The sequence below is a fragment of the Shewanella algae genome, from assembly GCF_009183365.2.
Classification (GTDB): domain Bacteria; phylum Pseudomonadota; class Gammaproteobacteria; order Enterobacterales; family Shewanellaceae; genus Shewanella; species Shewanella algae.
Genome location: NZ_CP068230.1, coordinates 3,949,251 through 3,972,370, shown reverse-complemented (window position 1 = coordinate 3,972,370; position 23,120 = coordinate 3,949,251). Strand labels below are relative to the sequence as shown.

The window sequence follows — 23,120 nt, the reverse complement described above, 5'->3', positions numbered from 1 at the left end:
ACCTTCCCTAAGGGGCATTTATTTGTGGATCTTGAAAGTACTTAGTTATTCGGCGGCGCTTGGCTTTTCAATCGTCGCCATCATCTGTTGGTTATTACACCAATGCATACTCACTTCGCGATTGTCTTTATGGGTTGCCGTGCGGATACGAGTGACTATGGGGTGAGAGAAGTGTGCTGCGGTTAAATATTCTTTAACCCTTTCAATTCGTCTATTGGCAAGCCACATATTATATTTTTGTAAATCTTCATCGCCGATAGACTTATCCATATTGAATTCCAATAACAGATAGCCGCTTGAATTATCGCTATTATCAGCAACAATTTTATCCAGTTGCAAAGAATCCTGGGTACTGAAATAAGAGCTGTTCTTGGCATAATCGACATTGCCAAGCAAAACGCTTTTCTCACAGGTGGCTTGGGTCGCGCCGGTAAACAGCAGTAACCCCAGAATCAGGGCGCGCATATCATTCTCCTTTGACTATGACTTTATTATTGCTCACGTCCACTTTTGAGGCGCAAATTTAATCGATTGTCCAGGAAAAATCAATTTTATATGAATATCAACCTTTGCTGAATGATAGCGTCATAATACAGAATGAATGACGGAAAAATGTCGCAACAAATATAATTTCAATTGTTGCGACATTTATTTATATTCTTGCCAATAAATTGACTGAATATTAGGGAAGGTGCGAATAAGTCCTCGTGGCACTCTGGCTTACACAGCAATTGGCGTTCAAGGCATCTGACTGAAGGCATGCCGGGGCCTGTCGAAGTCGGATAACGCAGAGAGCCGGTTGCTGTGAAAGCCCCGAAGGGCGTGGCTTACGGGCCAGCCTGCTGTGTTGTGCTTCTTGCAAAGGACTAGAGCCATTTGCTGCGAATCACGCCTTGCATCCAGGCCTGTAAGCCGACGCAGAGCACACATGGGACTTGTTCGCACCTTCCTTAGCTCTAAATAATATCAGAGCTTCAGTTGATCTTAATATCATTCACAGTGAGCCCCACATCAAGGTTGTTGCGGGTAGCATTGGAGTAGGGGCAAACACTGTGGGCCTTGAGTACCAAGGCTTCGGCCTCGGCCTGCGCGAGCGGCAGAGTGACAGCCAGAGATACCTGCAGCGCAAACCCACCATCTTGACTGACCAAGCCGACATCGGCGGTGACAGGAGCACTGGCAAGCTTAATTTTGCCCAGGCGCGCCACATGTAAAATGGCGTTGGAGAAACAGGCGGCGTAACCGGCGGCAAACAACTGTTCCGGATTGGCCCCGGCTCCTGTCCCGCCCATCTCCTTGGGATAGCTTAGGGTCAATGACAGGGCACCGTCATGAGTGGCTACTTCGCCGTTGCGGCCGGCTTTGGCTGTGGCTTGAGTGTGATAGAGCATAATAGTTTCCTTAACTTAAGTTGTGCACAATCTAATTGTTGGCAATGATAGATCGATATTTGTTCTAAAAGCAAGTATATTGTGCGCAATTAAATTGTGTTTAGGGTTTGCATATGTCAAACGAGCCCCTGTGCCTGGAAAACCAGGTTTGCTTTTCGCTATACAGCGCCGCCAATGCTATGGTGCGGGCCTACCGGCCTGTGCTGGATGCCCTGGATCTTACCTATCCGCAATATCTGGCCATGCTGGTGCTTTGGCAACACAAGGGCATCAGTGTCAAGGCGCTGGGTGAGCGTTTGCATCTGGACTCAGGCACCTTGACGCCCTTGCTCAAACGCCTGGAAACTAAAGGCTTGCTGTTAAGAGGCCGCAGTGAACAGGACGAGCGGGTGCGGGTATTGACGCTCACTGATGCCGGGCTGGCTTTGCAAGCGCGCGCCGCCGATGTGCCCGAGCAGATGCTGTGTCGCAGCGCCATGCCGCAGGCGGAGCTGCAACAACTGAAAAACTTGTGTGACACCCTGTGGCTGCAATTGGAACGCTAACGGAAAGAGGCTGATGGAACAGGTCGATCTGGCAATCATAGGTGGCGGCATATCCGGGGTGGCGGTGGCGCAGTGCGCGGCGGCAGCCGGTTATTCCGTGGTGCTATTGGAAAAGTCCACTCTGGCGGCAGGCACCTCCTCCCAGTCCAGCAAACTGATCCATGGCGGCTTACGTTATCTCGAATCCGGGCAACTGGATCTGGTGCGCGAATCGCTGCGGGCCCGGCGCGAGTTATTGCGTCTGGCGCCGACACTGGTCAAGGCCGTCCCTTTCTTTATCCCGGTTTATCGTGACAGTCGCCGCGGCGCCTTGACCCTCAGGGCCGGCCTCAGCCTCTACGGCTTGCTGAGCGAGTTTGACCGCCTGGGCCGTTTTCGTAGCCTGCCTGCCAGGGCTTGGGGGAGCTTTCCCGGACTCAAGCTGGCGGGAATGACCCATATGTTCCAATACTGGGATGCCCAGACGGATGATGCCTTGCTGACCAAGGCGGTGGCCGACAGCGCCAGGTTGCTCGGTGCCGATATCCGCGAGGGCGCCGAGTGTTTGACAATAGAGCATGAGCCTCAGGGATGTAAGCTGAGTTACCGGGATGCGGATGGCGACAAAATGCTGCACTGCCGCTTTCTGGTCAACGCCGCCGGCGCCTTTGTCAACGAACTGCTGGCGCGGGTGACACCGCCCATATCCCAGACGGCAATAGACTGGGTGCAGGGGAGTCATTTGCTTCTGGACATTCCAGCGCCGCCCGGGGTGCTCTATCTGGAATCCTGCTTCGATGAGCGGGTGGTATTCGTGATGCCTTGGTACGGCAAGACGCTGATAGGCACTACGGAAACCCTCTGCCAGGGACCGATTCCGCAGATCACCCGAGAGGAGATAGCTTATCTGCTGGGGATCTATCGGCACTATTTTGGAGGCTCTGGCAGTTTTACGGGTTCGGTCACTACAGAGGCGCTTGAAGCCAAGGTATTGGCGCATTTCAGTGGCATGCGGGTGCTGCCCAAGGGCGATGGCGATGCCTTTGGTCGGCCGCGGGAGGTACAGTTGTACCAGCGTTATTCCCATCCTAGGTTGCTGACGCTCTACGGCGGCAAGTTAACCACTTTTCGTGCCACTGCCAAGGCGGTGACGGCAGAGATAAGCAAGGTACTTGGCAAACGCAGCCCCAAAGCGGATGTCGACAAGCTGATGCTGGGATGATTTTTGGGGTGAAACAGGCTAAAGTGTGCCGCTTTTGCCGCCGGGCTGAATTGGAAACTTGGGATATATCAGAGTGAGATGTGATTTTTTTGCGCAGGGCAAGTGCCGCTCCTGTACTCACATAGAAACGCCAATGGCGCAACAACTGGCCGCCAAGAGTGAGCAGTTGGCGCGGTTGCTCAGCCCCTTTACGCCCTTTGAACTCTTGGTACCTGTCAGCGGGCCGTCCCTGGGTTTCCGCAACAAGGCCAAGATGGTGGCACTCGGGGCCGCCCATCAACCCATTCTGGGGATAGTTTCCCCGAGTGGTGAGGCCGTGAGCCTGTGCGATTGTCCTCTTTATCCTGCCGATATGCAGGCCTTGCTGCATCGGCTTGAGCTGTTTGTGCGTCAGGCCGGGATCCCACCCTATCGGGTAGATAAGGCCAAGGGCGAACTCAAGTTTGTGTTGTTGACCCGCGCCGAAATCAGCGGCGACTTTATGCTCAGGTTTGTGTTGCGCTCCAGGCAATCTATCGAACGGATTGAGCGTGAACTGCCAAAGCTGCTGGCCGAGTTTCCTGCCATCAAGCTGGTATCTGTGAATCTGCAGCCGGTTCATATGGCCAGGCTCGAAGGTGAGCAGGAGATTTTTCTTACCGAGGCGCAGCGTCTGGAGGAGTCCTTCAATGGCGTGCCTCTCTATATCCGCCCCAAGAGCTTCTTTCAAACCAACCCACAAGTGGCGGCGGCCCTTTATCAGATCGCCAAAGACTGGGGCAGTGAGCTGAAGCCTGAGTCGATTTGGGATCTCTTCTGTGGTGTCGGCGGTTTTGGGCTGCACTGTGCCAATAAAGACACAGAGCTTACAGGGATTGAAATCGAGGCTGAAGCCATCGCCTGCGCCAAGTTATCCGCCGAAAAGCTGGGGCTTGAGCGGGTGAACTTCAAGGCGCTGGATTCGGGCAGTTTTGCCGCGGCGCAGTCCTCGGGACAAGTGCCGGATCTTATGATAGTCAATCCGCCGAGACGTGGCATAGGCGCCGAGCTTTGCCAGGCCATTTCGACCTTTGCGCCGCCGCATCTGCTTTATTCCAGCTGTAACCCTGAATCTTTGGCCAAAGATCTGGCGGCCATCAGTGGTTATCGTGTGCGCAAGGTGCAGCTGTTCGATATGTTTCCGCACACGGATCATTATGAGGTATTGGTGCTGCTGAGTCGAGGCTAAGACAGTGGCGCTTATTCTCTTGGCCAACACAGACTGATGGCGGCGCCGCCCAGAGTTTGCGAGTGGCTCAGCTCCAGCCTGCCGCCGTGCCAGATGGCAATCTTGCGCACTATATAAAGCCCCAGGCCAAAGCCGCTGCCATCACTCTGTTTGGCATCTCTGGCAAAGGCCGCCAGTAGTTTTTTGCCTTTATCTTCAAAGCCCGGGCCATCATCCTCGACTCTGAGGCAGTTATGGCTTTCGCTTTGCTCGAAACTCACCTGTATCTCTTTTTCGGCGAAACGCATGGCATTTTGGATCAGGTTCTGGCAGGCCACATTCATTGCCGTCTTATCGAATTGTGCCTGGCCCGGCACAGAGTGAAATCCTATTTGAAAGTCACGGCCATAGAGGCTGTATTTTTGCTCTAGAGTCTGCATAAAGTCTGCGATGGATTGAGGCGAATGGCATAGTTCTCCCTGTTTATGTTCCAGGCGGGCAAAAGAGAGATAGTTGGCCGCCAACTGTTCTATCTCATCTATGTCCTGGGCCAGGCGCGCTGCGTATTGAGGCTCCATCTGCTGCTTGCTCAGCTCAAGGGCAAAGCGCATCCGCGCGAGCGGAGTGCGTACTTCGTGGGAGATGGTATGGGATAACTCTTTATGCATCTGGACAAAACTCACTATCTGGTGGCTCATGCTATAAAGCGCCTGAGCCAAGGGAAAGATAGCCGAGCTTTTACGTATGGTTAGCGGTTGCAGCGAAGGCTGACGGCCAAAGCGAATGGCGCTCTGTTGCAGGGTATGGAGATCGCGAAACACAGGCCAGATAAGCAAGATGGCGACCAGGGCCAGGCTGGAATAGAAACCGAGCAAGATCAAACTGGTGACATCCTCCCTGTCTTGCTTCTCTGTTACCGGGCCAAATCTGAGTAGCTCAGTGCCTGAGCCTTGCTTGTAGTAATAGAGCTCGCCACTGGAGTGACGCAGCGCCAAGGTCTGCCCCTCATTGAGTAGCTGTCTCAGGCTAGTGGGCAGTGCCAGACTGCCGGCGGCAAGAGTTGAGAGATGCGCGCCCTGTCCCCGGGTCTGCAATAAGTCGTCCACCGAGATCAAATAGCTGGCCTCTTCGCTGCGATATTGATCTGTCAGTTGGCCAAAGCTCCACAGCAGCAGGGAGCAGGACAGCAGCAGAAACCCAAACAGTCGGTAAAACTGAAACTTCATGCCTGAATCCTGAGCATGGCTTGATTGGGCTGGTAGTTGAACAGATAGCCCTTGCCGTGCACTGTGGTGATCTGCAGGCCGTTTATCTCCAGCTCATCCAGGCGTTTGCGCAGCCTGCTGACCTTGAGATCTATGGCTCTGTCCAGGCCGTCATAGGCGCGGCCGATAAACTGCTCGAACAGATACTCCCGTGACAATACCCGCCCGGCGTTGATCACAAACACCCACAGGAGTTCAAACTCCTTGGTGGTAAAGGCCAATGCCGAGCCCGCCAGAAACACCTGCTGCTGATTGGGATCAAGCTGCAGATCGTGCAGACACAAGGTTTTGCGTCCGGGCAGCTGTTGCCTGTTACGAAGTTGAGTACGTATTCGTGCCAGCAGCAAGGGGGGGACGACGGGCTTTAGCAGGTAATCACAGGCGCCCAGCTCCAACCCCAGGATCTGATCGCCTTCACTGTCGCGGGCGGTGAGGAAGATAAGCGGGCAGGGATAACAGGCCGCCAAACGGGGATAGATACCAAAGCCATCTTCACCGGGAAGCATCACATCGCAGAGGATCAGGCTGAAACTGTCACTGTCCTGACGGGCAAGCGCAGCTTCGGCATTGTCCAGATGAACCAGCTCGAAGCCTTCATTGGCCAGATAAGTGCAAATAAGTTCCGCCAGTGGCAGATCATCCTCAATCAGGAGTATTTTTTCTTTCATAGCAGATCCCAACTCAGGCCCCGCCGTCTGCGACTGACGGGCTCGTAGATAGCCACTCTGAGCAAGCGGCTGGCAACTGTGCGGTTTTGCTGATCCCTGAGCTCGATAAGCGTATCCCTGACCAGGCTTAATTGCAGCTTGTAACTGAAGTCACGGCGTTGATGAAAACAGGTCAAAGGCGCTGCGCTGTTGGCCAGCCAAAGGCACAGAGAGCGAGGCTGTTGACTGTGAAACTCGAGTTGCAGTTGCAGCTTGCATTCCGATTCTTGATTGGTCATGGCGCAGGTATCTGGCGCCAGCCAAAGCTCTTCTCCCAAGGCGCTTGCCCAGGGACTTATCAGCATGAGTAACCACAGTAGCCATCGATTCATAGAGCCCTCAAAACCGATAACTCAAACCGATGAAACCTGAGAGATAGCCATCCTTGTCTATCATGGGACTGTTGGTGATCCCCGAGTCAAGCCAGGTGTATTCGGTTACCATCACCAGGTTGATATCCTGCCACAGTGGCAGATTAACCAGCAGGCGGGCGTGATAATTGATACTGGCCGAGGGGGTGTAACTCAGTCTCAGCGGTCCGCTTTCTTCCGGCGTAAGCTGATAGTAGTAACGCACCAGGGATTCACTCTTGCGAATCGCGCCTAGCTCAAGCCCAAGGGCTCCCCAGGAGTAGAGCAGGCTCTTTTTCAATCTGAGCTGCAGCTCATTGCCGTCATGTACCCCGGAAATGTCCTGAAACAAGCCCAGATTGATATCCGTGTAGGGCGTGACCCAAGTGACGGAAACTCCGCCCAGATAGGAGATGTGACGCTGGATTTCATCAAGGATAGGTTCGCTGTTACCGTTGGGGCGTACGACCTGTCCCTTGTAGGGGGAGAAGCCTATGATGTCGCTCAAAAACAATTTGTTGAGGCCATCAAACTCGAAAAAGAATCCATCTTCATTGAGCTTGGTTTGCAGATCGAATAACCAGTTGTCCGACTCATAGAGGCTGTAGCCCAGAGTAAAGTTTTCCAGATAGAAGCGTTCTGAGTAGTAGCTCCAGGATGGCAGCAGGAAGGTTTCTATCGGCTTGGCATGCACTCTGGGATTATCCAGGCGGCCATATCCCAGGGCGAGGGCAAGCCTGAACTCATCCACAGGGACAGTTTCCGTCGCATTTTCTTCAGCTGCCGCAGTCTGGGGCAACTGAAGGCCAAGCATCAATATCGCGTACCACCATAGCTTCATAGCTTACTTCTTACTTCCTGCGAACTCTCAGTGAATCTAAACAAACGCTTGTTAAAAGTCTGTAAAAATTTAACCAAGTTACAAAATGCTACATAAGTATTATGTTTTTGGTTCTTTTGCGGTGATTGTATTTGATGCTTGTGTGAATATCTATGCATTAAAATTGACAGGTGTCAAAAGTGGTACTGCTTTGCTATATGGTGGGTTATGGTTTCTTTATGTTATTTTTAGTGGGTTTGTGTTTGTGGCTAAACTATGGTTGAGGCTTTTTTAACTGCATTGGCTAGCAATCATTTTGAATAAATATTAAATGTTTGAATTATGTTTCATTTAGAGGGTGGAACCTGGCATAGAGAAAGCAGCTTGGAAACCGTGGCTGATTTCGAGCGATTACACTTGCCGGTTAGTGGGTGCAGATCTGGGTTGTAGTGAGATGATTTCCCGTCAACTTGACTCTCTTTTCCGTCTCGGAATTCACTCTTGGGAAGTGACGGACTTTGGCGGCTGTTCTTGCCTCAATAGTGGCTGTTTGACAGGCGAAGATGGACTTTCAGTCGTCTGTTCATGGGTTTTTCTTATTGGGCTCCCACAGACTAAAAGCTGTTGATAATAAGATAAGTGTCACACTTATGTCATACAATGGAGCCGAACTGAGCAAGGGTAGAGTGAACACAGATGTGGCAGATTTTTGTACGTTTTTTTTCCTTGGGGTTGGTGAGTTTTGGCGGCCCGGCGGCGCACATAGGTTACTTTCGCAAGACTTTTGTCGAAGACTTGGGCTGGCTTGATGACAAAGATTACGCCTCTTTGGTGGCGTTGAGTCAGTTTCTGCCCGGCCCGGGATCCAGCCAGGTCGGCTTTGCCATAGGTTACCGCCGCGGCGCCTTGCCCGGTGCAATGCTGGCCTTTATCGGCTTTACCTTGCCTTCGTTTCTACTGATGTTTCTGCTGGCGGTCAGCAGCTATCAATACCTCTCCAGTGATTTATTTCAGGGGGTTATCGCCGGACTCAAGTTATTGGCTGTGGTGGTGGTCGCCGATGCTGCCTGGGGTATGTTCAAACAGTTTTGCCGCAGCCATATCACCCGGATGTTGGCCTTGCTGAGTACTGTGATTCTGCTTTTGTGGCCGGGGAATTTGACCCAATTGCTGCTGTTGCTTGCCGGTGCCATTGTCGGTCTTTATGGGCTCATTCGTGAGGCACCAGCGCCGCCCAAGTCGGGAAGTATGCAGCTCAACTGGAGTGCTTTACTGATATTTCTATTTTTACTGCTGCTCACCAGCCCCTTGCTTGCTCACCCTCTGGCTGAACTCTTCAAACAGTTTTATCAGACCGGCGCCATGGTATTCGGCGGCGGCCATGTGGTGCTGCCCTTGCTGGAGAGCCAACTGGCAAACAGCATAGATCATGACAGATTCCTCACCGGCTACGCCCTGGCGCAAGCCGTTCCCGGCCCCATGTTCAGTCTGGCCGCCTATCTGGGCGCCGAACTGTGGCCGCAAGATGCCCTAGTTGGCGCCTCGGTGGCAACGTTAGCCATCTTTCTGCCCGGTTTTCTGTTGCTGCTGGCGGTGATCCGAGGCTGGCAGGGAATCGCCGAACGCCCGAAAATGGCTGCCATGGTGATGGGGATTAATGCCACTGTCGTTGGTTTGTTGGCGAGTGCCCTCTATCAACCGGTATTTACCAGTGCTGTGACCCGCCCGGTTGATATGGCCATGGTGCTGGCGGGCTTTATGTTGCTCAAGCTGTGGCGTTTGCCCCTGGTGTTTTTGGTGCTCGGATTTGCAGCAATGGGTGCTATTTCCACTCTCTTCATGTAAAACAAATGGTTAAACTTTGATCTCAGGCATTTTTTATACGAACTTAAAGTGAACAAAGTTACTATAATTTGCAGATATTCCATTCCCGGGGGAAACCTAAGTGTCCAGTCTGAGTTTACGAAATAAGTTACTGCTGCTTGCCCTGTTGCCATTGTTGACTGTTTCCATTGTCTTGATGCTGGCGTCCTGGACAGTAGAGTCGGATGCGCTTGAAAGCGAAATTACCAATTTCAGAGAAAAGCTGCTCAACGAGCGTCGTCAGGAGTTGGTGCATGTGACCGAAGTCGCCAAAGAGATTGTCAGCTTTCAGCGCAGTCAGGGCGGAGACTATAAGGCGGCCTTGCGGGATGTTCGCTTTGGCAGCGCAGGTTATTTCTTTGTCTATGATGGCAAAGGTAAAAACCTGTTTCATGCCCTGTTGCCCAAGCTTGAAGGTACAGATCAGATAGGGATGACAGATCCCAAGGGAACCAAGATCATAGTAGGCTTGCTGAATGCAGCCCGCAGTGGTGACGGTATTCTCACCTATTACTACCAAAAGCCCGGCACCAACGAGCTGGTGGAAAAGATAGGTTATGCCGCCATGGTTCCAGGCACCGACTGGATCATAGGCACCGGCGCCTATGTGGATGATATCGAAGCCTCAGTGGCCGAATATCGACAGACCGCATTGGAAGACATGGAAGGTAAGCTGTGGCTGACGTTGATGATAGTCATAGTCATCACTCTGATCACCGCAACGCTCATATTGTTTGCTGCTCAGCGCACTGTGACTCCTATCCGCAACATGCTGGATAACCTCAACGATATCGCTCAGGGGGAAGGGGATTTAACCAAGCGTTTGCAGGTGCACGGTGAAGATGAGATTGCCCAGCTGGGGCAGGCATTCAACCGCTTTGTCGACAAGTTGCAACACATCATCCGTGACGTGACTACCGCTACCCACGAGGTGCAGGATGCCTCTGGTTCTATTCATGCCCAGACTCAGGCGATAGCGGCGCAGTTGGCCAACCACAACAATGAAACCGATCAGGTGGTGACTGCGATCACAGAGATGTCTTCCACTGCCCAGGAAGTGGCGATGAACACCACCCAGGTGGCGGAGGCGACCCATGTGGCGAGCGATGAAGTGGCCAAGGCTCAGGAGTGCGTCGATACTTCGTTGACCGAGATCTCGACTCTGATGGCGGAAATCAACAGCGCCGCCGACCATATTCAGTCGCTCAACGAACAGTCGCAGAAGATTAACAGCGTGCTGTCTGTCATCGGCGGCATTGCCGAGCAGACCAATCTGTTGGCACTCAATGCGGCCATTGAAGCGGCTCGTGCCGGTGAGCAGGGGCGCGGTTTTGCCGTGGTGGCCGATGAAGTGCGCAGCCTGGCGAGCCGCACTCAGGCCAGCACATTGGAGATCAACGAGATGCTCAGCGAGCTGCATCGTCTGGTGAGCCAGGCGGTGAGTGCTATGGAAGAGAGCCAGCAAAGCTGCCATCGCAGTGTCGAATCTTCCAGGCTGATTTCCGAGAGTCTGGGAGCCGTCACCAGCTCTGTCACCTCCATCAATGATATGAGTACCCAAATCGCCACCGCCGCCACAGAGCAGAGTTCGGTGACCGAAGAGATCAACCGTAATATCTACGCTATTCAGGAGATAGTCGCCGAGCTGTTGCACTCCAGCGAAGAAGCGGCAAGGGTCAGTCAAACCGTGTCTCACAGTGGTGATAATCTGGGGCAACTGGTCAATCAGTTCCGGGTTTAATCATTCTATATGAAGAAAACAGAAACAGCGCCATTTGGCGCTGTTTCTTTATCTCGACCATCCAGCACAAGATGCCGTACCGCTTATGATGTTTCCCAGTAACCATTCCCCGCCAATCGTGGAACCTTTCGGTTGGTCGTAAGGTAAAAAAGTAATTTGTGTAACATTTTGAATCATTTGTTTGTTAATTGTTTTATTTGTAATCATATTGATATTGCATGTTGGGGCGCGGGACTATACTCAGTAAAGAGTGTCTGACAGCTACTGGGGGGAAGTTATGTCCTTGTCTGCTCTGAGCTTGAGAAGCAAATTCTTGCTGCTGGCTTTACTACCTTTAATTCTGACTTTGATATTGGTGATGGGGTATTCCTATCGTGCCGAACATCAATCACTGGAAAATTCGATCGCTTTATTCAAACAAAAGTTGGTCGATGAACGAAAACAGCAACTCAAGGATGCGACAGGGCTGGCTTTGGAAAACATCAACTATCAACTCGGTCTGGGAGACAGAGGTGATGTCAACGCGGCGTTGCGGCAACAGAGGTTTGGCAGTGCCGGATACTTCTTCATTTATGATTTCAATGGGATCAGTGTATTTCATGCGGTTAAGCCTGAGCAGGAAGGCACAGATCAAAGCGGCATGACAGACCCCAATGGCACACAAATTGTGCGCGGTCTTATCGATGCCGCCAGAAGTGGTAAAGGCTTTATCAACTACTTCCATGCCAAGCCCGGAGTGACTGGCCTGGTGGAAAAGATAGCTTATGCCATACGGGTCCCCGGGAAAGACTGGTTGGTAGGCACAGGTGTTTATGTGGATGATATAGAGGCGGCTGTTGCCGCTTATCGACAAACCGCCACCGAGGAGATGCAGGCCAAGACCATAGGGGTGCTGTTGATGTCGCTGGTGCTGACTCTGGTTACTGTGTTTGCCATTCTCTTTACTGCTCAGCGGATGATAATCCCTATCCGCAATATGTTGGATAACCTCAACGATATCGCTCAGGGGGAAGGGGACCTGACCAAGCGCCTGCAGGTGCGCGGTGAAGATGAGATTGCCCAGTTGGGGCTGGCGTTCAATCGCTTTGTCGAAAAACTGCAGCACATCATCCGCGATGTCACCACGGCCACCCATGAAGTGCAGGATGCCGCCGGTTCCATCCATTCCCAGACCCAGGCGATAGCATCCCAGTTGGTGAATCACAACAATGAAACCGATCAGGTGGTGACCGCCATTACCGAGATGTCTTCTACCGCTCAGGAAGTGGCGATGAACACTACCCAGGTGGCGGAAGCCACTCATGTGGCTACCGACGAAGTGGCCAAGGCCCAGGAGTGCGTCGATACCTCGCTGACCGAGATCTCCACCCTGATGGCGGAAATCAACAGCGCCGCCAACCATATTCAGTCGCTCAGCGAGCAATCACAGCGGATCAACAGCGTGCTGTCTGTCATCGGCGGCATTGCCGAGCAGACCAACCTGTTGGCATTGAATGCTGCCATTGAAGCGGCTCGCGCCGGTGAGCAGGGCCGAGGTTTTGCTGTGGTGGCCGATGAAGTGCGCAGTCTGGCGAGTCGTACCCAGGCCAGCACTTTGGAGATCAACGAGATGCTCAGTGAGCTGCATCGTCTGGTGAGTCAGGCGGTGAGTGCCATGGAAGAGAGTCAGCAGAGTTGCCACCGCAGTGTCGAGTCGTCAAAGCTTATCTCCGAAAGCCTGGGAGCTGTGACCAGCTCTGTCACCTCCATCAATGATATGAGTACCCAAATTGCCACCGCCGCCACAGAGCAGAGTTCAGTGACTGAGGAGATTAACCGGAATATTTACGCCATTCAGGAGATAGTCGCCGAGCTGCTGCATTCCAGCGAAGATGCGGCCAGGGTCAGTCAGACTGTGTCCCACAGTGGTGATAACCTCGGCAAGTTGGTCAACCAGTTTCGGGTCTAACACCCATCCTCCATTGGCTTCAGTGCTCAGTAGGAAAATAAGGAAATAAAAAAACGGCGCCAACTATGGCGCCGTTTTTAATGTGGCTCAATTTCAAGTCGCTGGGGGCGCCTCGGCGCGCTCTGCCTTGACGGCACACACCTTGAACTCAGGAATATGGGCCACGGGATCCAGCGCATTGATGGTCAGCTTGTTGGCCGCGGCTTCCACGAAATGGAATGGCAGGAACAGCACCCCAGGCTGAGCCCGGCGGCTGACAAAGGCCTGAATAAAGATTTCACCGCGGCGGCTTTCCAGTTTGAGCCAGTCGCCCTTGCCGACGCCCAAACGCTCGGCATCCTCAACCGAGATCATCACTCTGGGGGAGCCGAGTTCGTCCAGCCCGGCGGTTTTACGAGTCATGGTGCCTGTGTGGAACTGCTCCAGCAGGCGTCCGGTCGACAGCATCAAGGGATAGTCATCGTCCGGCAGCTCAGCCGGTAAACGATAATTGACCGGCTGCAGTCGTCCTTTGCCATGGGTAAAGCTGTTGCGGTGCAATACTCGGGTACCCGGATGTTGCTCATCTGGGCAAGGCCATTGCAACCCGGCCGGATTATCCGTGGTTCTGTGCCAACTGATCCCGGCGTAGCTAGGGGTCAGGGCGGTGACTTCCTGCCAAATTGCCTGTTCATCGCCATAGTGCCAGTCGGCGCCCATGGCATTGGCCAGCAGCTGCAGTATCTGCCAGTCCGGGCGGGCATTCCCTGGCGATTGCAAGGCGACTTCCAGTCGTTGAACCCGGCGCTCGGTATTGGTGAAGTGGCCGCGCTTTTCGGCAAAGGCCGCTGCCGGCAATACCACATCGGCCATTTCGGCAGTTTCGGTGAGAAAGATATCCTGCACTACCAAAAATGGCAGCTTTTTCAGCGCCTTGAGAACATGGGCCTGGTCAGGGTCGCTCAGTACCGGGTTTTCGCCCATGACAAACAGGCTCTGCAGCCGGCCATCCAAAATCGCCTGCATCATATGAGAGGCTGGAATACCTGTCTCAGGGCTCAGCTTATCTGTGTCCCAGGCCCGCGCCAGTTTCAGCCGCGCAGCATCGTCATCCAGACGTTGATAGCCGCTGAAATAGTTGGGCAGGGCGCCCATATCACAGGCACCCTGGACATTGCTCTGGCCGCGCAAAGGGTTGATCCCGGCGCCGTCGAGCCCGAGGTTACCCAGCAATAGCTGCAAGTTGGCAATGGCAGTGACATTGTCATGGCCTGTGGTGTGCTGGGTAATTCCCATGGCGTAGTAGAGGGCGGTCTTTTGGGCGGTGCCCAGCATCTCAGCCATGGCCGCGATTTCGCTGCTGCTGACGCCGGTCACCCTGGCGGCCTGCTCCAGGCTGTAGTCCGGCCGCAAAAGCTCTTCGCGCAAGGCCTCAAAGCCTGTTGTGCGGCTGCGGATACAGGCCTTGTCATGCCAATCGTTAAGCAGTATCTGCTGCATGATGGCGTTGAGCAGCATCACATCTGTGCCGGGGCGATGACGCACAAACAGCTCGGCGCTGTCGGCTATGCTGACCCGCTTGGGATCGGCGACCAGGAGCCTTGCCTTGCCGCGGCTGACGACCGACTTGATCCTCGAGGCTATGATGGGGTGGGCGCAGTCGGTATCCGAGCCCAGGATAAAGATGAGATCTGAATCCTCTATGCCGGGAATATCATTGGTCATGGCGCCGCTGCCGAGAGCATCATAGAGCCCGGTCACTGTGGAGGCGTGGCACAGACGGGCGCAGTGATCTATGTTGTTGCTGCCGATAACGGCTCTGAACAGCTTTTGCAGCAGGAAGTTTTCTTCATTGGTGGCCTTGGCGGATGCCAGTGCGCCGAATGAACTCGGGCCAAACTGTTCCAATTGTTCTTGCCAGTGGGCGGCAATATAGCTGATGGCCGTTTGCCAGCTACAGGGTTCCAATTTGCCGTTACGGCGAACCAGCGGCTGGGTAAGGCGCTCTTCACTGTTGATAAAGTCAAAGCCGAAGCGGCCCTTGACGCAGAGCATGCCCTGGTTCACAGGTGAGCGCACATCGCCCTCTGCAGCAAGGATACGATTCTGGGTGGTGCCGACCTTGAAGCGGATGCGGCAACCCACGCCGCAATAGGTGCAGATGGTGCTGGTCACCTTGGTGTCGGGGGCTTGTCCTTGGGTCTTGTGGCGGGCATCGACCAGGGCGCCGGTTGGGCACACCTGCAGGCAGTTGCCGCACTGAACACAATCGCTGTCGGCCATGGAAACGCTGAAACCGGCTCTGGGGGCCCGGCGCTCGCTACTGCCTCCCGGTAGCGCCGAGAATTGGTTGGCCTCAAAGCTGATGGCCTTGTGGCCACTGCGGCGGTGGCAGATGTCAACGCAGGCTCCGCAGCTGATGCAGCGGTTGGCATCGAAACGGATAAAGGGAGTACTCAAATCCTGGGCAAAGTGTCTGGCCAGCAGTGCCGAGTCGCCACTGGCATCCTGCTCAAGCAAGCCCTGGTTGCTGACCTTGTATTCACTGGCATAGTCCCGCAAGCGACAGTCCATATTGGCCTGACAGCCACATTCGAGGCAGCGTTTGGCCTCGGCTTCGGCCATTTGCGGCGTCAGTCCCAGCTCTACTTCGGCAAAGTTACTCAGGCGCTCGGTCACAGGTAACTCCGGCATCTTGACTCTGGCACTTTTGACCTGTGAAGGGAAAAGATCTTTGGGTAAATCCAGTTGGGACTTGAGACCTATCGCCTTGCTGGCATTGAACGCCACCGGCGTGAGCGGGCAACTGAGCCCCTGATTGAACAGGGCGTTTATGGCCTCGGCGGCGCGGCGACCATCGGCGACCGCTTCCACCGCAGTGGCGGGTCCGCGGCGCACATCGCCGATAACAAACAGTTTTTCCAACCCGGTGCTCATGCTGATGTCACAGCCGTTGATCGTATTCCAGCGGCTTAGCGCCGGAGCGCCTTGCAGCAGACGGTTTTCGGCCTGTTGCAGAAAGGCCAGCTCCGGTGATTGGGACACGGCGGCGATCAGGGTATCAAACTCGCAGTCGAAGGTTTCGCCGCTGGGCTGAGGCCGGCGGCGGCCGGAGGCATCCGGTTCGCCCAAGGACATTTTTTCCAGCGTGACTCGTGCAAGACGGCCGTCACTGCCGGCATGGTTGGCCACAGGATTGGTCAGCAGCAGGAAGTGGATCCCTTCCTGTTCAGCTTCATGAATTTCAAAGGCTTCGGCCGGCATCTCCTCTTTGGTGCGCCGGTAGATCAGTGTCACCTCGGCGCCTAGGCGTCTGGCGCTGCGGGCGCAATCGATGGCGGTATTGCCGCCGCCGACAACGGCCACTTTCTTGCCCGTGACCAGTTGGTGGTCCATTGCCAGATCTTTAAGGTAGTCGACCCCGAGATAGCAGCCGGGCAGGTCGCTGCCGGGATAGTCCAGTGGTACGGCCTTTTGCGCGCCCATCGCCAGACAGAGGGCATGATACTCCTTGGCCAGTTTCGGCAGCAGTATTTGTTCGCCTATGGTTGTGTTGGTGTGAATGCGGATGCCGCTTCGCTCCAGCAGAGCTATCTCTCTATCGAGTATCGCCTTGGGCAGGCGATACTCGGGAATGCCGTATCTTAGCCAGCCACCGGCCTTGGGAGCGGCCTCAAAGATGTCCACGTCATGGCCCTGATTGGCGAGGAAAAACCCGGCGCTGAGCCCGGCGGGACCTGCGCCGATTATGGCCACCTTCTTGCCGCTGGGGTCGGCCTTGGGCGGCTGATAGGGCTCGGTATCGGCCAAGTCCAGATCGGCGGCGTGGCGCTTGAGCTGACGTATCGCCAGTGGCTCATCGATCAGGGCGCGGCGACAGGCGCTTTCACAAAATGCCGGGCAGACCCGGCCGATAGACAGTGGCAGAGGCAGGGTCTGCTTGAGGATGCGCACTGCTTCTGTATGGTTGCCCTGACCTATGTGATACAGATAAGACTGCACATCGACGCCCGCCGGGCAGGCTTGCTGGCAGGGGGCTTCGCAATCGGCGAAGTGATCTTTCAATATCCGTTTCAGCGCCTGCTGCCGATGGCTGTGCACTGCCTGGGTATGATTCTTGAGCTGCATTCCGGCAATTGCCGGAGTCGAGCAGGCCAGCAGCGGCCTGTCTGTGTCGGCCATTATCTGGTCGAGCCGGGTCAGTTGGCACAGGTGTTCATCGGCGCCTTCTGTGGTAGCCGAACCGGGGTCTGTATGGTGACACAGACAAGGAATGTCGATGCCGGCCCGCTGGGCCGCCTGCAACAGGGTCTCGCCCTCAAAGGCGCTGACGGCCTGACCGTCGATATAGATCTCAAACATGGGCAGCCTTGTTATTTGCTCACCTTAATGGCGGTGAAGTAGGGACTAATTAAGCTGATAACCATGCAGTATATCGATCGCGGGGTTTGCTTCATTGAGCTGGAACAGGCTTTTGCCGGGGAATTCACAAAGCCTATCGACTCTGTGCACTCATCTGAAAAATGGATTTTGGCCAGTGTGATCTGGCTCAGCGGGTCATCTTCTTGACAAACACCACCACAAACAGGGCTATGGTGAAACTGCCGGTGAAGGCTTCAATGGCGGCCACGGCGCGGGAAAAACCCACAGGGGTGAAGTCGCCGTATCCCAGGGTTGTGAAGGTTACCACCGAGTAATACAGGCAGTTGCCGAACAGTGACATATAGTCTGTGATGGCGCGGCCCGGGGCAAACTGATGGATCCGGCCATCATAACTGACGCCGGTAAAACAGTAGATGAAGGCACAGACAAACACCAAAGCCAGCGAGAAAATCACCACCCTGAGCGGGTCTTCGCCATAACCGCAGAAGAGATCGATCAACTTGGACAACATCCTTCTGCCGCTCCATTTGGGTAGCAGATGGCGCCGCATGGTGAGCTCGCGGCGAATGTAGAGGCCGGCCATGGCAAACAGGCCTTCACGCTCGGCCGCCTTGCGCAGATCCCGGTAGATCTCTTCGGCCTGTTCAAAGTAGTCGTGGGCGATTTCACGTTCACCGACTCTTTCTGCCTGCAGCGCCATGCGTTCCTGACGCAATAGCTTGCCAGTGTAGATATTCTCGATACGGGCACCATTCCATTTGGCTCCCAGCAGATTGCAGTTGTTGAGCTTGGCGCAGTGCAGGTTGGCGTCACGCAGGTCGGCCTTCATCAGGCTGGCGTTATCCAGAGTCAGATTGAACATGTGGGCGCCTTGAAGGTTGGCCCGATACAGCTCGGCATAACTCATGTCATAGCCGGTTTTAGAGTGATGTTTTACCAGATCGATACCGGCCAGTTCAGCACCCTTGAGGCAGATGCCTCTGAGCATGCCGCCGCCGCGGGCGAAAGCTTCGAGCCTGGCCCTGTCTTCGGGGTGGTTTTTGACGATTCTCGGGTCGTGCCAGTAACAGAGGCCTGACTCACCGGCTGGTTCCTCACAGCAAAAGCCCTCGTCTTCCTGATAACAGCAATTTTTCTGCTCCATGGTTGCAAGTATAGCCTGTCATTGAAAGCTGCTGATCGGCATGCTCGTCCGGTTTATTTACTGATTGAGTTGGCATATTTGATTTTTTGTCACAGTTTTTTCACCGCGGAATTGGCTAGAGTGTGTCAGATGCTTTATCGGAACAGACGCGGAATACGGCGCCGACGAAAAAAAAACAAGCTTCTGCCCGCTGTGGCATAGGTTTCAGCGGCTGCTTGGGTTAAAATCCCTCGTTTGCATACGTCCTTAACACCAAAGAAAGTTGAAATCGCATGTTTGAAGTCAATCCGGTAAAAAACAAAATCAAGGAGCTTGCCGACCGCACAATGCTCCTTAGGGGGTATCTTTGACTATGACGCCAAGAAAGAGCGTCTGGAAGAAGTAAGCCGCGAGCTGGAAAGCTCCGAAGTATGGAATGAGCCAGAGCGTGCTCAGGCCCTGGGTAAAGAGCGCTCGGCGCTGGAAGTTGTGGTTAAGACCATAGACGATATGGATGCGGGCCTCGAAGATGTCGAGGGGCTGCTGGAGCTGGCCATTGAAGAGGAAGATGAAGAAACCTTCAATGATGCCAACAGTGAACTGGGCGATCTGGAAAAGCGCCTGGAAGAGCTGGAGTTCCGCCGTATGTTCTCGGGTCCACAGGACGCTTCCGACTGCTATCTGGACATTCAGTCCGGTTCCGGCGGTACCGAAGCACAGGACTGGGCCAACATGGTGCTGCGCATGTATCTGCGCTGGGGTGAAGAACATGACTTCAACCCTGAACTTATCGAAGTCTCAGACGGCGATGTGGCCGGTATAAAGAGTGCCACCATCAAGTTCAGCGGTGAATATGCCTATGGCTGGCTGAGAACCGAAACCGGCGTGCATCGTCTGGTACGTAAGTCGCCCTTTGACTCGGGTGGCCGTCGCCATACTTCATTCTGTTCTGTGTTTGTTTACCCTGAGATTGACGACTCCATCGAGATCGACATCAATCCGGCCGATCTGCGTATCGACGTGTACCGCGCCTCGGGTGCCGGTGGTCAGCACGTTAACAGAACCGAATCTGCGGTGCGTATTACCCACCTTCCGACCAATACCGTGGTGCAGTGCCAGAACGACCGTTCACAGCACAAGAACAAAGACACGGCAATGAAACAGCTGAAAGCCAAGCTGTTTGAGTTGGAGATGCAAAAGCAGAACGCCGAGAAGCAGGCGGCGGAAGATGCCAAGTCGGATATCGGCTGGGGCAGTCAGATCCGCTCCTACGTGCTGGATGATTCCCGCATCAAGGATCTGCGCACCGGGGTGGAAACCCGTAATACCCAGGCCGTGTTGGACGGTGATCTGGACAGATTTATTGAAGCCAGCCTGAAGTCCGGGCTGTAACAGAGAAGAAGCGGAAAATGACTGAACAAGTATTGGATGAGAACAAGCTGATCGCGGAACGTCGCGCCAAGCTGGAACATGTACGCCAGGGCTGCCCGGCCAATGGTCACCCTAACACTTTCCGTCGCAGCCACAAGGCTGCCGAGCTGCAGGCGCAGTTCGCCGATAAGAGCAAAGAAGAGCTCGAGTCTCTGGGCTTCAAGACCGCCATTGCCGGTCGGATCATGGCCAAACGCGGCCCCTTCCTGGTTCTGCAGGACGTATCCGGCCGCATTCAGGCCTATGCCGGCAAAGAAGTACAGGCTGATCTGAAAGAACGCTATCAGGGCCTGGATATCGGCGACATAGTTGGTGTAAAAGGCACTCTGCACCTGTCCGGTAAGGGCGACCTGTACGTTAATATGGAAGAGTATCAGCTGCTGACCAAGGCGCTGCGCCCACTGCCTGAGAAGTTCCACGGTTTGACCGATCAGGAAACCCGTTACCGTCAGCGTTATGTTGACCTAATCGTCAACCAGGATTCCCGTGACGCCTTCGTAATGCGCTCCAAAGTGGTTGCCGCCATACGTAACTTCATGGTGAAAAAAGAGTTTATGGAAGTGGAAACCCCTATGATGCATGTCATCCCGGGTGGTGCTTCTGCGCGTCCATTTATCACTCACCACAATGCGCTGGATATCGACATGTATCTGCGTATTGCGCCTGAGCTGTACCTCAAGCGTCTGGTTGTCGGTGGTTTTGAGCGAGTGTTCGAAATCAACCGTAACTTCCGTAACGAAGGTCTGTCGCCACGCCATAACCCTGAATTCACCATGATGGAATTCTATATGGCCTATGCAGATTACCGCGATCTGATGGATCTTACCGAAGAGATGCTGTCTTCCATCGCTCAGGATCTGCTGGGTGACACCAAGCTGCCTTACGGCGAGCACAGCATCGACTTCGGCGGCCCTTACGCCCGCATGAGCATGTTGGAAGCGATTCAGCACTACAACCCAGACAACGCCACTATTCAGGCCATGACCTATGAAGAGGTCAAGGATCTTGAGTTTATGCGTAAGCTGGCCAAGGATGTAGGACTGGAAATCGAATCTTTCTGGACCTGTGGTCAACTGCTGGAAGAGATCTTCGGTGAAACCGCCGAGCCTAAACTGATGCAGCCTACCTTTATCACCGGCTACCCAGCTGACATCTCGCCACTGGCCCGTCGCAACGATGACAACGACTTTATCACTGACCGCTTCGAGTTCTTCATCGGTGGTCGTGAAGTGGCCAACGGTTTCAGCGAGCTCAATGACGCCGAAGATCAGGACAACCGCTTCAAGGCTCAGGTTGAAGCCAAGGATGCCGGTGACGACGAAGCCATGTTCTATGATGCCGACTATATTACGGCGCTGGAGCACGGCCTGCCACCGACAGCCGGTCAGGGCATAGGTATCGACCGTCTGGTGATGTTGTTTACCAACACTCACACCATTCGTGACGTGATCCTGTTCCCGGCCATGCGCCCACAGGCTTAAGTTCAGTCGCTCGAATTAGACGAGTCTATGCAATGAAGAAGCCGGCCAAGTGCCGGCTTTTTGTTTGCCCGTGTTTTTTAGGGCGATTCAGTGCACTCTGGCCCCTTGGCCAGCACAATCCGGTTGCGACCCTGTGCTTTGGCTTGGTAAAGGGCGCCATCGGCCCTGGAAACCACGGCATCTATACTGGTATCACTGCATTGAAACTCGCTGAGGCCGCCGCTGATACTGGCGCATTCAGCGGCAATCCCCAAGGCTCTGAGGCGCCGGGCACACTCGCTTCGTAGGCGCTCGGCTATGGGCAATGCCTGCTCGGCAGCAGTGTGGGGCATAAGAATGACAAATTCATCGCCGCCGTAACGGGAGGCGATATCCTGAGTTCTGAGGCTGGCCAGACAGACCTCACCCAGAGTAACTATCGCCTTGTCGCCCATCAGATGGCCAGAGCTGTCGTTGAGTTTCTTGAGGTTGTCGAGATCGAAGATCAATATGCTGGTCGGGGTTCGGTAACGCTGAAACAGGGTTAGGTTTTCTGTCAGCAATTTGAGCAATTTACGGCGGTTGTATAACTGAGTAAGCGGATCGCGCTCGCATCTTTCCCTGAGCTCCTGCTCCAATTGATGGCGGCGGGTAATATTGCTGGCTACCCAGACCACGGCATCTTCACCCTCTATTTGAAAATCCAGCGCCTGTACCCGACCTTCAAACCAGATGGGCTCTGCGGGGCCTTGCTCTGTGAGTCCCTTGACGTCGTTGCCGCCAAGGCTGTATTCCACCACCCAGAGACGGCGGCTCAGCAAGGCTTGCGCTATCTGGCTCAGAAACCATTCGCACTTGGGCTGCTGGATGACCTGGGAGATGTATTGCCCTATCAAGGTTGTGCCGTCGTGATAGTAGCGACTGTCGGAACCTCCCAGTACCGCGGCATAGCGGCCACTGCGGGTCAGAATAAACACGGGATCCGGTAAAGCGGCGAAGATAGATAAGGTCTGGGACAGAGAAAACATTTTGTCTCCTCATGGGGTTTTAGTTTTATCTTAGTCCAATATATTGAATTTACGGGGCAAAATCGATTTTTTCTGCAGAAACTATACTGGAGATCTCGGTGTTGTTGTATCCGAGTTCAACCTGGAGGCTGGTTTGATGAAAACTTCAGCTCTAATTTTGACTTTGACCCTGTCTTCCTTCGCCAGTGCCACCCATGCCGCACTCACTGAAGCACAGCAGATGATGTTGGATGACGCCCTGAGTGCCGCTCCGCCCACCATACGTGCCAGTGTTACCGTTGTTGATTGGAACAAGAATGTTCTGCAACAAGGTGATGGCAGCTACACCTGCTTTCCAACTCCGCCACAGCTCAAGGGAACGGCTCCCATGTGTATGGATGGTCCCTGGATGGAATGGGCACACGCTTGGATGGAGAAAAAACCATTTCAAGCCAAAGCGATAGGTATTTCCTACATGCTGGCCGGTGATGGTGGGGCCAGCAATATCGACCCTTATGCCGAAATGGAAACCGCGGATAATCAATGGATAGTCGAAGGGCCGCACCTGATGATTCTGCTGCCGGATCCTGCCATGCTCGACAGTTTGCCGACCGACCCGGCTCAAGGTGGGCCCTATGTGATGTGGAAGGGCACGCCCTATGCCCACATAATGATCCCGGTCGGTGCCAGAAAGTAAGGATTCGAGTTACTCACCTTAGC

Annotated in this window: 18 protein-coding genes; 9 read left to right on the top strand and 9 right to left on the bottom strand. The window is 54.2% G+C overall.

Going from position 1 to position 23,120, the window contains the following annotated elements; translation table 11 throughout:
- Window positions 1-45 precede the first annotated feature (45 nt).
- Entirely contained in the window at window positions 46-465 is a 420-nt protein-coding gene (locus E1N14_RS17815) for an OmpA family protein (protein WP_025008944.1), read from the bottom strand.
- A gap of 509 nt (window positions 466-974) precedes the next feature.
- The gene (locus tag E1N14_RS17810; protein WP_025008945.1) at window positions 975-1,391 is read right to left on the bottom strand and encodes an organic hydroperoxide resistance protein; all 417 of its coding nucleotides are present in this window, start codon (window positions 1,389-1,391) and stop codon (window positions 975-977) included.
- Window positions 1,392-1,504: 113 nt separating this feature from the next.
- Between E1N14_RS17810 and ohrR the strand changes: the two genes are divergently transcribed.
- The 3 genes from ohrR (at window position 1,505) to rlmC (ending at window position 4,344) form a co-directional block, all read left to right on the top strand.
- Window positions 1,505-1,936: a transcriptional regulator OhrR gene (gene ohrR, locus E1N14_RS17805; protein ID WP_025008946.1), complete on the top strand. Its 432-nt coding sequence runs from the start codon at window positions 1,505-1,507 to the stop codon at window positions 1,934-1,936.
- 13 nt (window positions 1,937-1,949) lie between these two features.
- A complete protein-coding gene (locus E1N14_RS17800) occupies window positions 1,950-3,137 on the top strand; it encodes an FAD-dependent oxidoreductase (protein WP_025008947.1) in 1,188 nt (395 codons plus the stop codon).
- 73 nt (window positions 3,138-3,210) lie between these two features.
- Complete coding sequence (gene rlmC / locus E1N14_RS17795) at window positions 3,211-4,344, top strand: 23S rRNA (uracil(747)-C(5))-methyltransferase RlmC (RefSeq protein ID WP_062793592.1); 1,134 nt, start codon at window positions 3,211-3,213, stop codon at window positions 4,342-4,344.
- A gap of 11 nt (window positions 4,345-4,355) precedes the next feature.
- On the opposite strand, the gene E1N14_RS17790 is transcribed toward rlmC, so the two are convergent.
- From E1N14_RS17790 to E1N14_RS17775, 4 genes are read right to left on the bottom strand one after another with little or no spacing between them, the layout of a single operon-like run.
- Entirely contained in the window at window positions 4,356-5,549 is a 1,194-nt protein-coding gene (locus E1N14_RS17790) for an ATP-binding protein (protein ID WP_025008948.1), read from the bottom strand.
- Window positions 5,546-6,256, bottom strand: coding sequence for a winged helix-turn-helix domain-containing protein (locus E1N14_RS17785; RefSeq protein ID WP_025008949.1), 711 nt, complete (start codon window positions 6,254-6,256; stop codon window positions 5,546-5,548). Before E1N14_RS17785 ends, E1N14_RS17790 begins: the two co-directional genes overlap by 4 nt.
- The gene (locus tag E1N14_RS17780; RefSeq protein WP_037436155.1) at window positions 6,253-6,627 is read right to left on the bottom strand and encodes a DUF3019 domain-containing protein; all 375 of its coding nucleotides are present in this window, start codon (window positions 6,625-6,627) and stop codon (window positions 6,253-6,255) included. Before E1N14_RS17780 ends, E1N14_RS17785 begins: the two co-directional genes overlap by 4 nt.
- A 7-nt stretch (window positions 6,628-6,634) precedes the next feature.
- Entirely contained in the window at window positions 6,635-7,486 is an 852-nt protein-coding gene (locus tag E1N14_RS17775) for a MipA/OmpV family protein (RefSeq protein ID WP_025008951.1), read from the bottom strand.
- A gap of 675 nt (window positions 7,487-8,161) precedes the next feature.
- On the opposite strand from E1N14_RS17775, the gene chrA reads away from it, so the two are divergent.
- The 3 genes from chrA (at window position 8,162) to E1N14_RS17760 (ending at window position 13,017) form a co-directional block, all read left to right on the top strand.
- Window positions 8,162-9,310 carry a chromate efflux transporter gene (chrA, locus tag E1N14_RS17770; protein ID WP_062793591.1) on the top strand — a complete coding sequence of 383 codons (1,149 nt, stop codon included), beginning with the start codon at window positions 8,162-8,164 and terminating at the stop codon, window positions 9,308-9,310.
- Between the two features lie 100 nt (window positions 9,311-9,410).
- Window positions 9,411-11,069 carry a methyl-accepting chemotaxis protein gene (locus tag E1N14_RS17765; protein WP_025008952.1) on the top strand — a complete coding sequence of 553 codons (1,659 nt, stop codon included), beginning with the start codon at window positions 9,411-9,413 and terminating at the stop codon, window positions 11,067-11,069.
- A 283-nt stretch (window positions 11,070-11,352) separates the two neighbouring features.
- Window positions 11,353-13,017 carry a methyl-accepting chemotaxis protein gene (locus E1N14_RS17760; RefSeq protein ID WP_044735949.1) on the top strand — a complete coding sequence of 555 codons (1,665 nt, stop codon included), beginning with the start codon at window positions 11,353-11,355 and terminating at the stop codon, window positions 13,015-13,017.
- Between the two features lie 93 nt (window positions 13,018-13,110).
- Here E1N14_RS17760 and fdhF read toward each other — a convergent pair whose 3' ends face one another.
- Entirely contained in the window at window positions 13,111-17,358 is a 4,248-nt protein-coding gene (gene fdhF / locus E1N14_RS17755) for a formate dehydrogenase subunit alpha (RefSeq protein ID WP_062793590.1), read from the bottom strand.
- A 187-nt stretch (window positions 17,359-17,545) separates the two neighbouring features.
- A complete protein-coding gene (locus E1N14_RS17750; RefSeq protein ID WP_025008953.1) occupies window positions 17,546-18,523 on the bottom strand; it encodes an ion channel in 978 nt (325 codons plus the stop codon).
- A gap of 272 nt (window positions 18,524-18,795) precedes the next feature.
- Here E1N14_RS17750 and prfB point away from each other — a divergent pair.
- Window positions 18,796-19,894, top strand: a protein-coding gene (gene prfB, locus E1N14_RS17745) for a peptide chain release factor 2 (protein ID WP_162173410.1) whose coding sequence is annotated in 2 segments (ribosomal slippage) — window positions 18,796-18,870 and window positions 18,872-19,894 — 1,098 coding nt in all. Because the reading frame shifts where the segments join, the coding sequence is not laid out codon by codon here.
- A gap of 17 nt (window positions 19,895-19,911) precedes the next feature.
- On the top strand, window positions 19,912-21,414 hold the full coding sequence (lysS, locus tag E1N14_RS17740; protein ID WP_025008954.1) for a lysine--tRNA ligase: 1,503 nt from the start codon (window positions 19,912-19,914) through the stop codon (window positions 21,412-21,414).
- Between the two features lie 77 nt (window positions 21,415-21,491).
- On the opposite strand, the gene E1N14_RS17735 is transcribed toward lysS, so the two are convergent.
- A complete protein-coding gene (locus tag E1N14_RS17735) occupies window positions 21,492-22,421 on the bottom strand; it encodes a GGDEF domain-containing protein (protein ID WP_025008955.1) in 930 nt (309 codons plus the stop codon).
- A gap of 136 nt (window positions 22,422-22,557) precedes the next feature.
- On the opposite strand from E1N14_RS17735, the gene E1N14_RS17730 reads away from it, so the two are divergent.
- A complete protein-coding gene (locus tag E1N14_RS17730) occupies window positions 22,558-23,097 on the top strand; it encodes a hypothetical protein (RefSeq protein ID WP_025008956.1) in 540 nt (179 codons plus the stop codon).
- The last annotated feature ends 23 nt before the right edge of the window (window positions 23,098-23,120 follow it).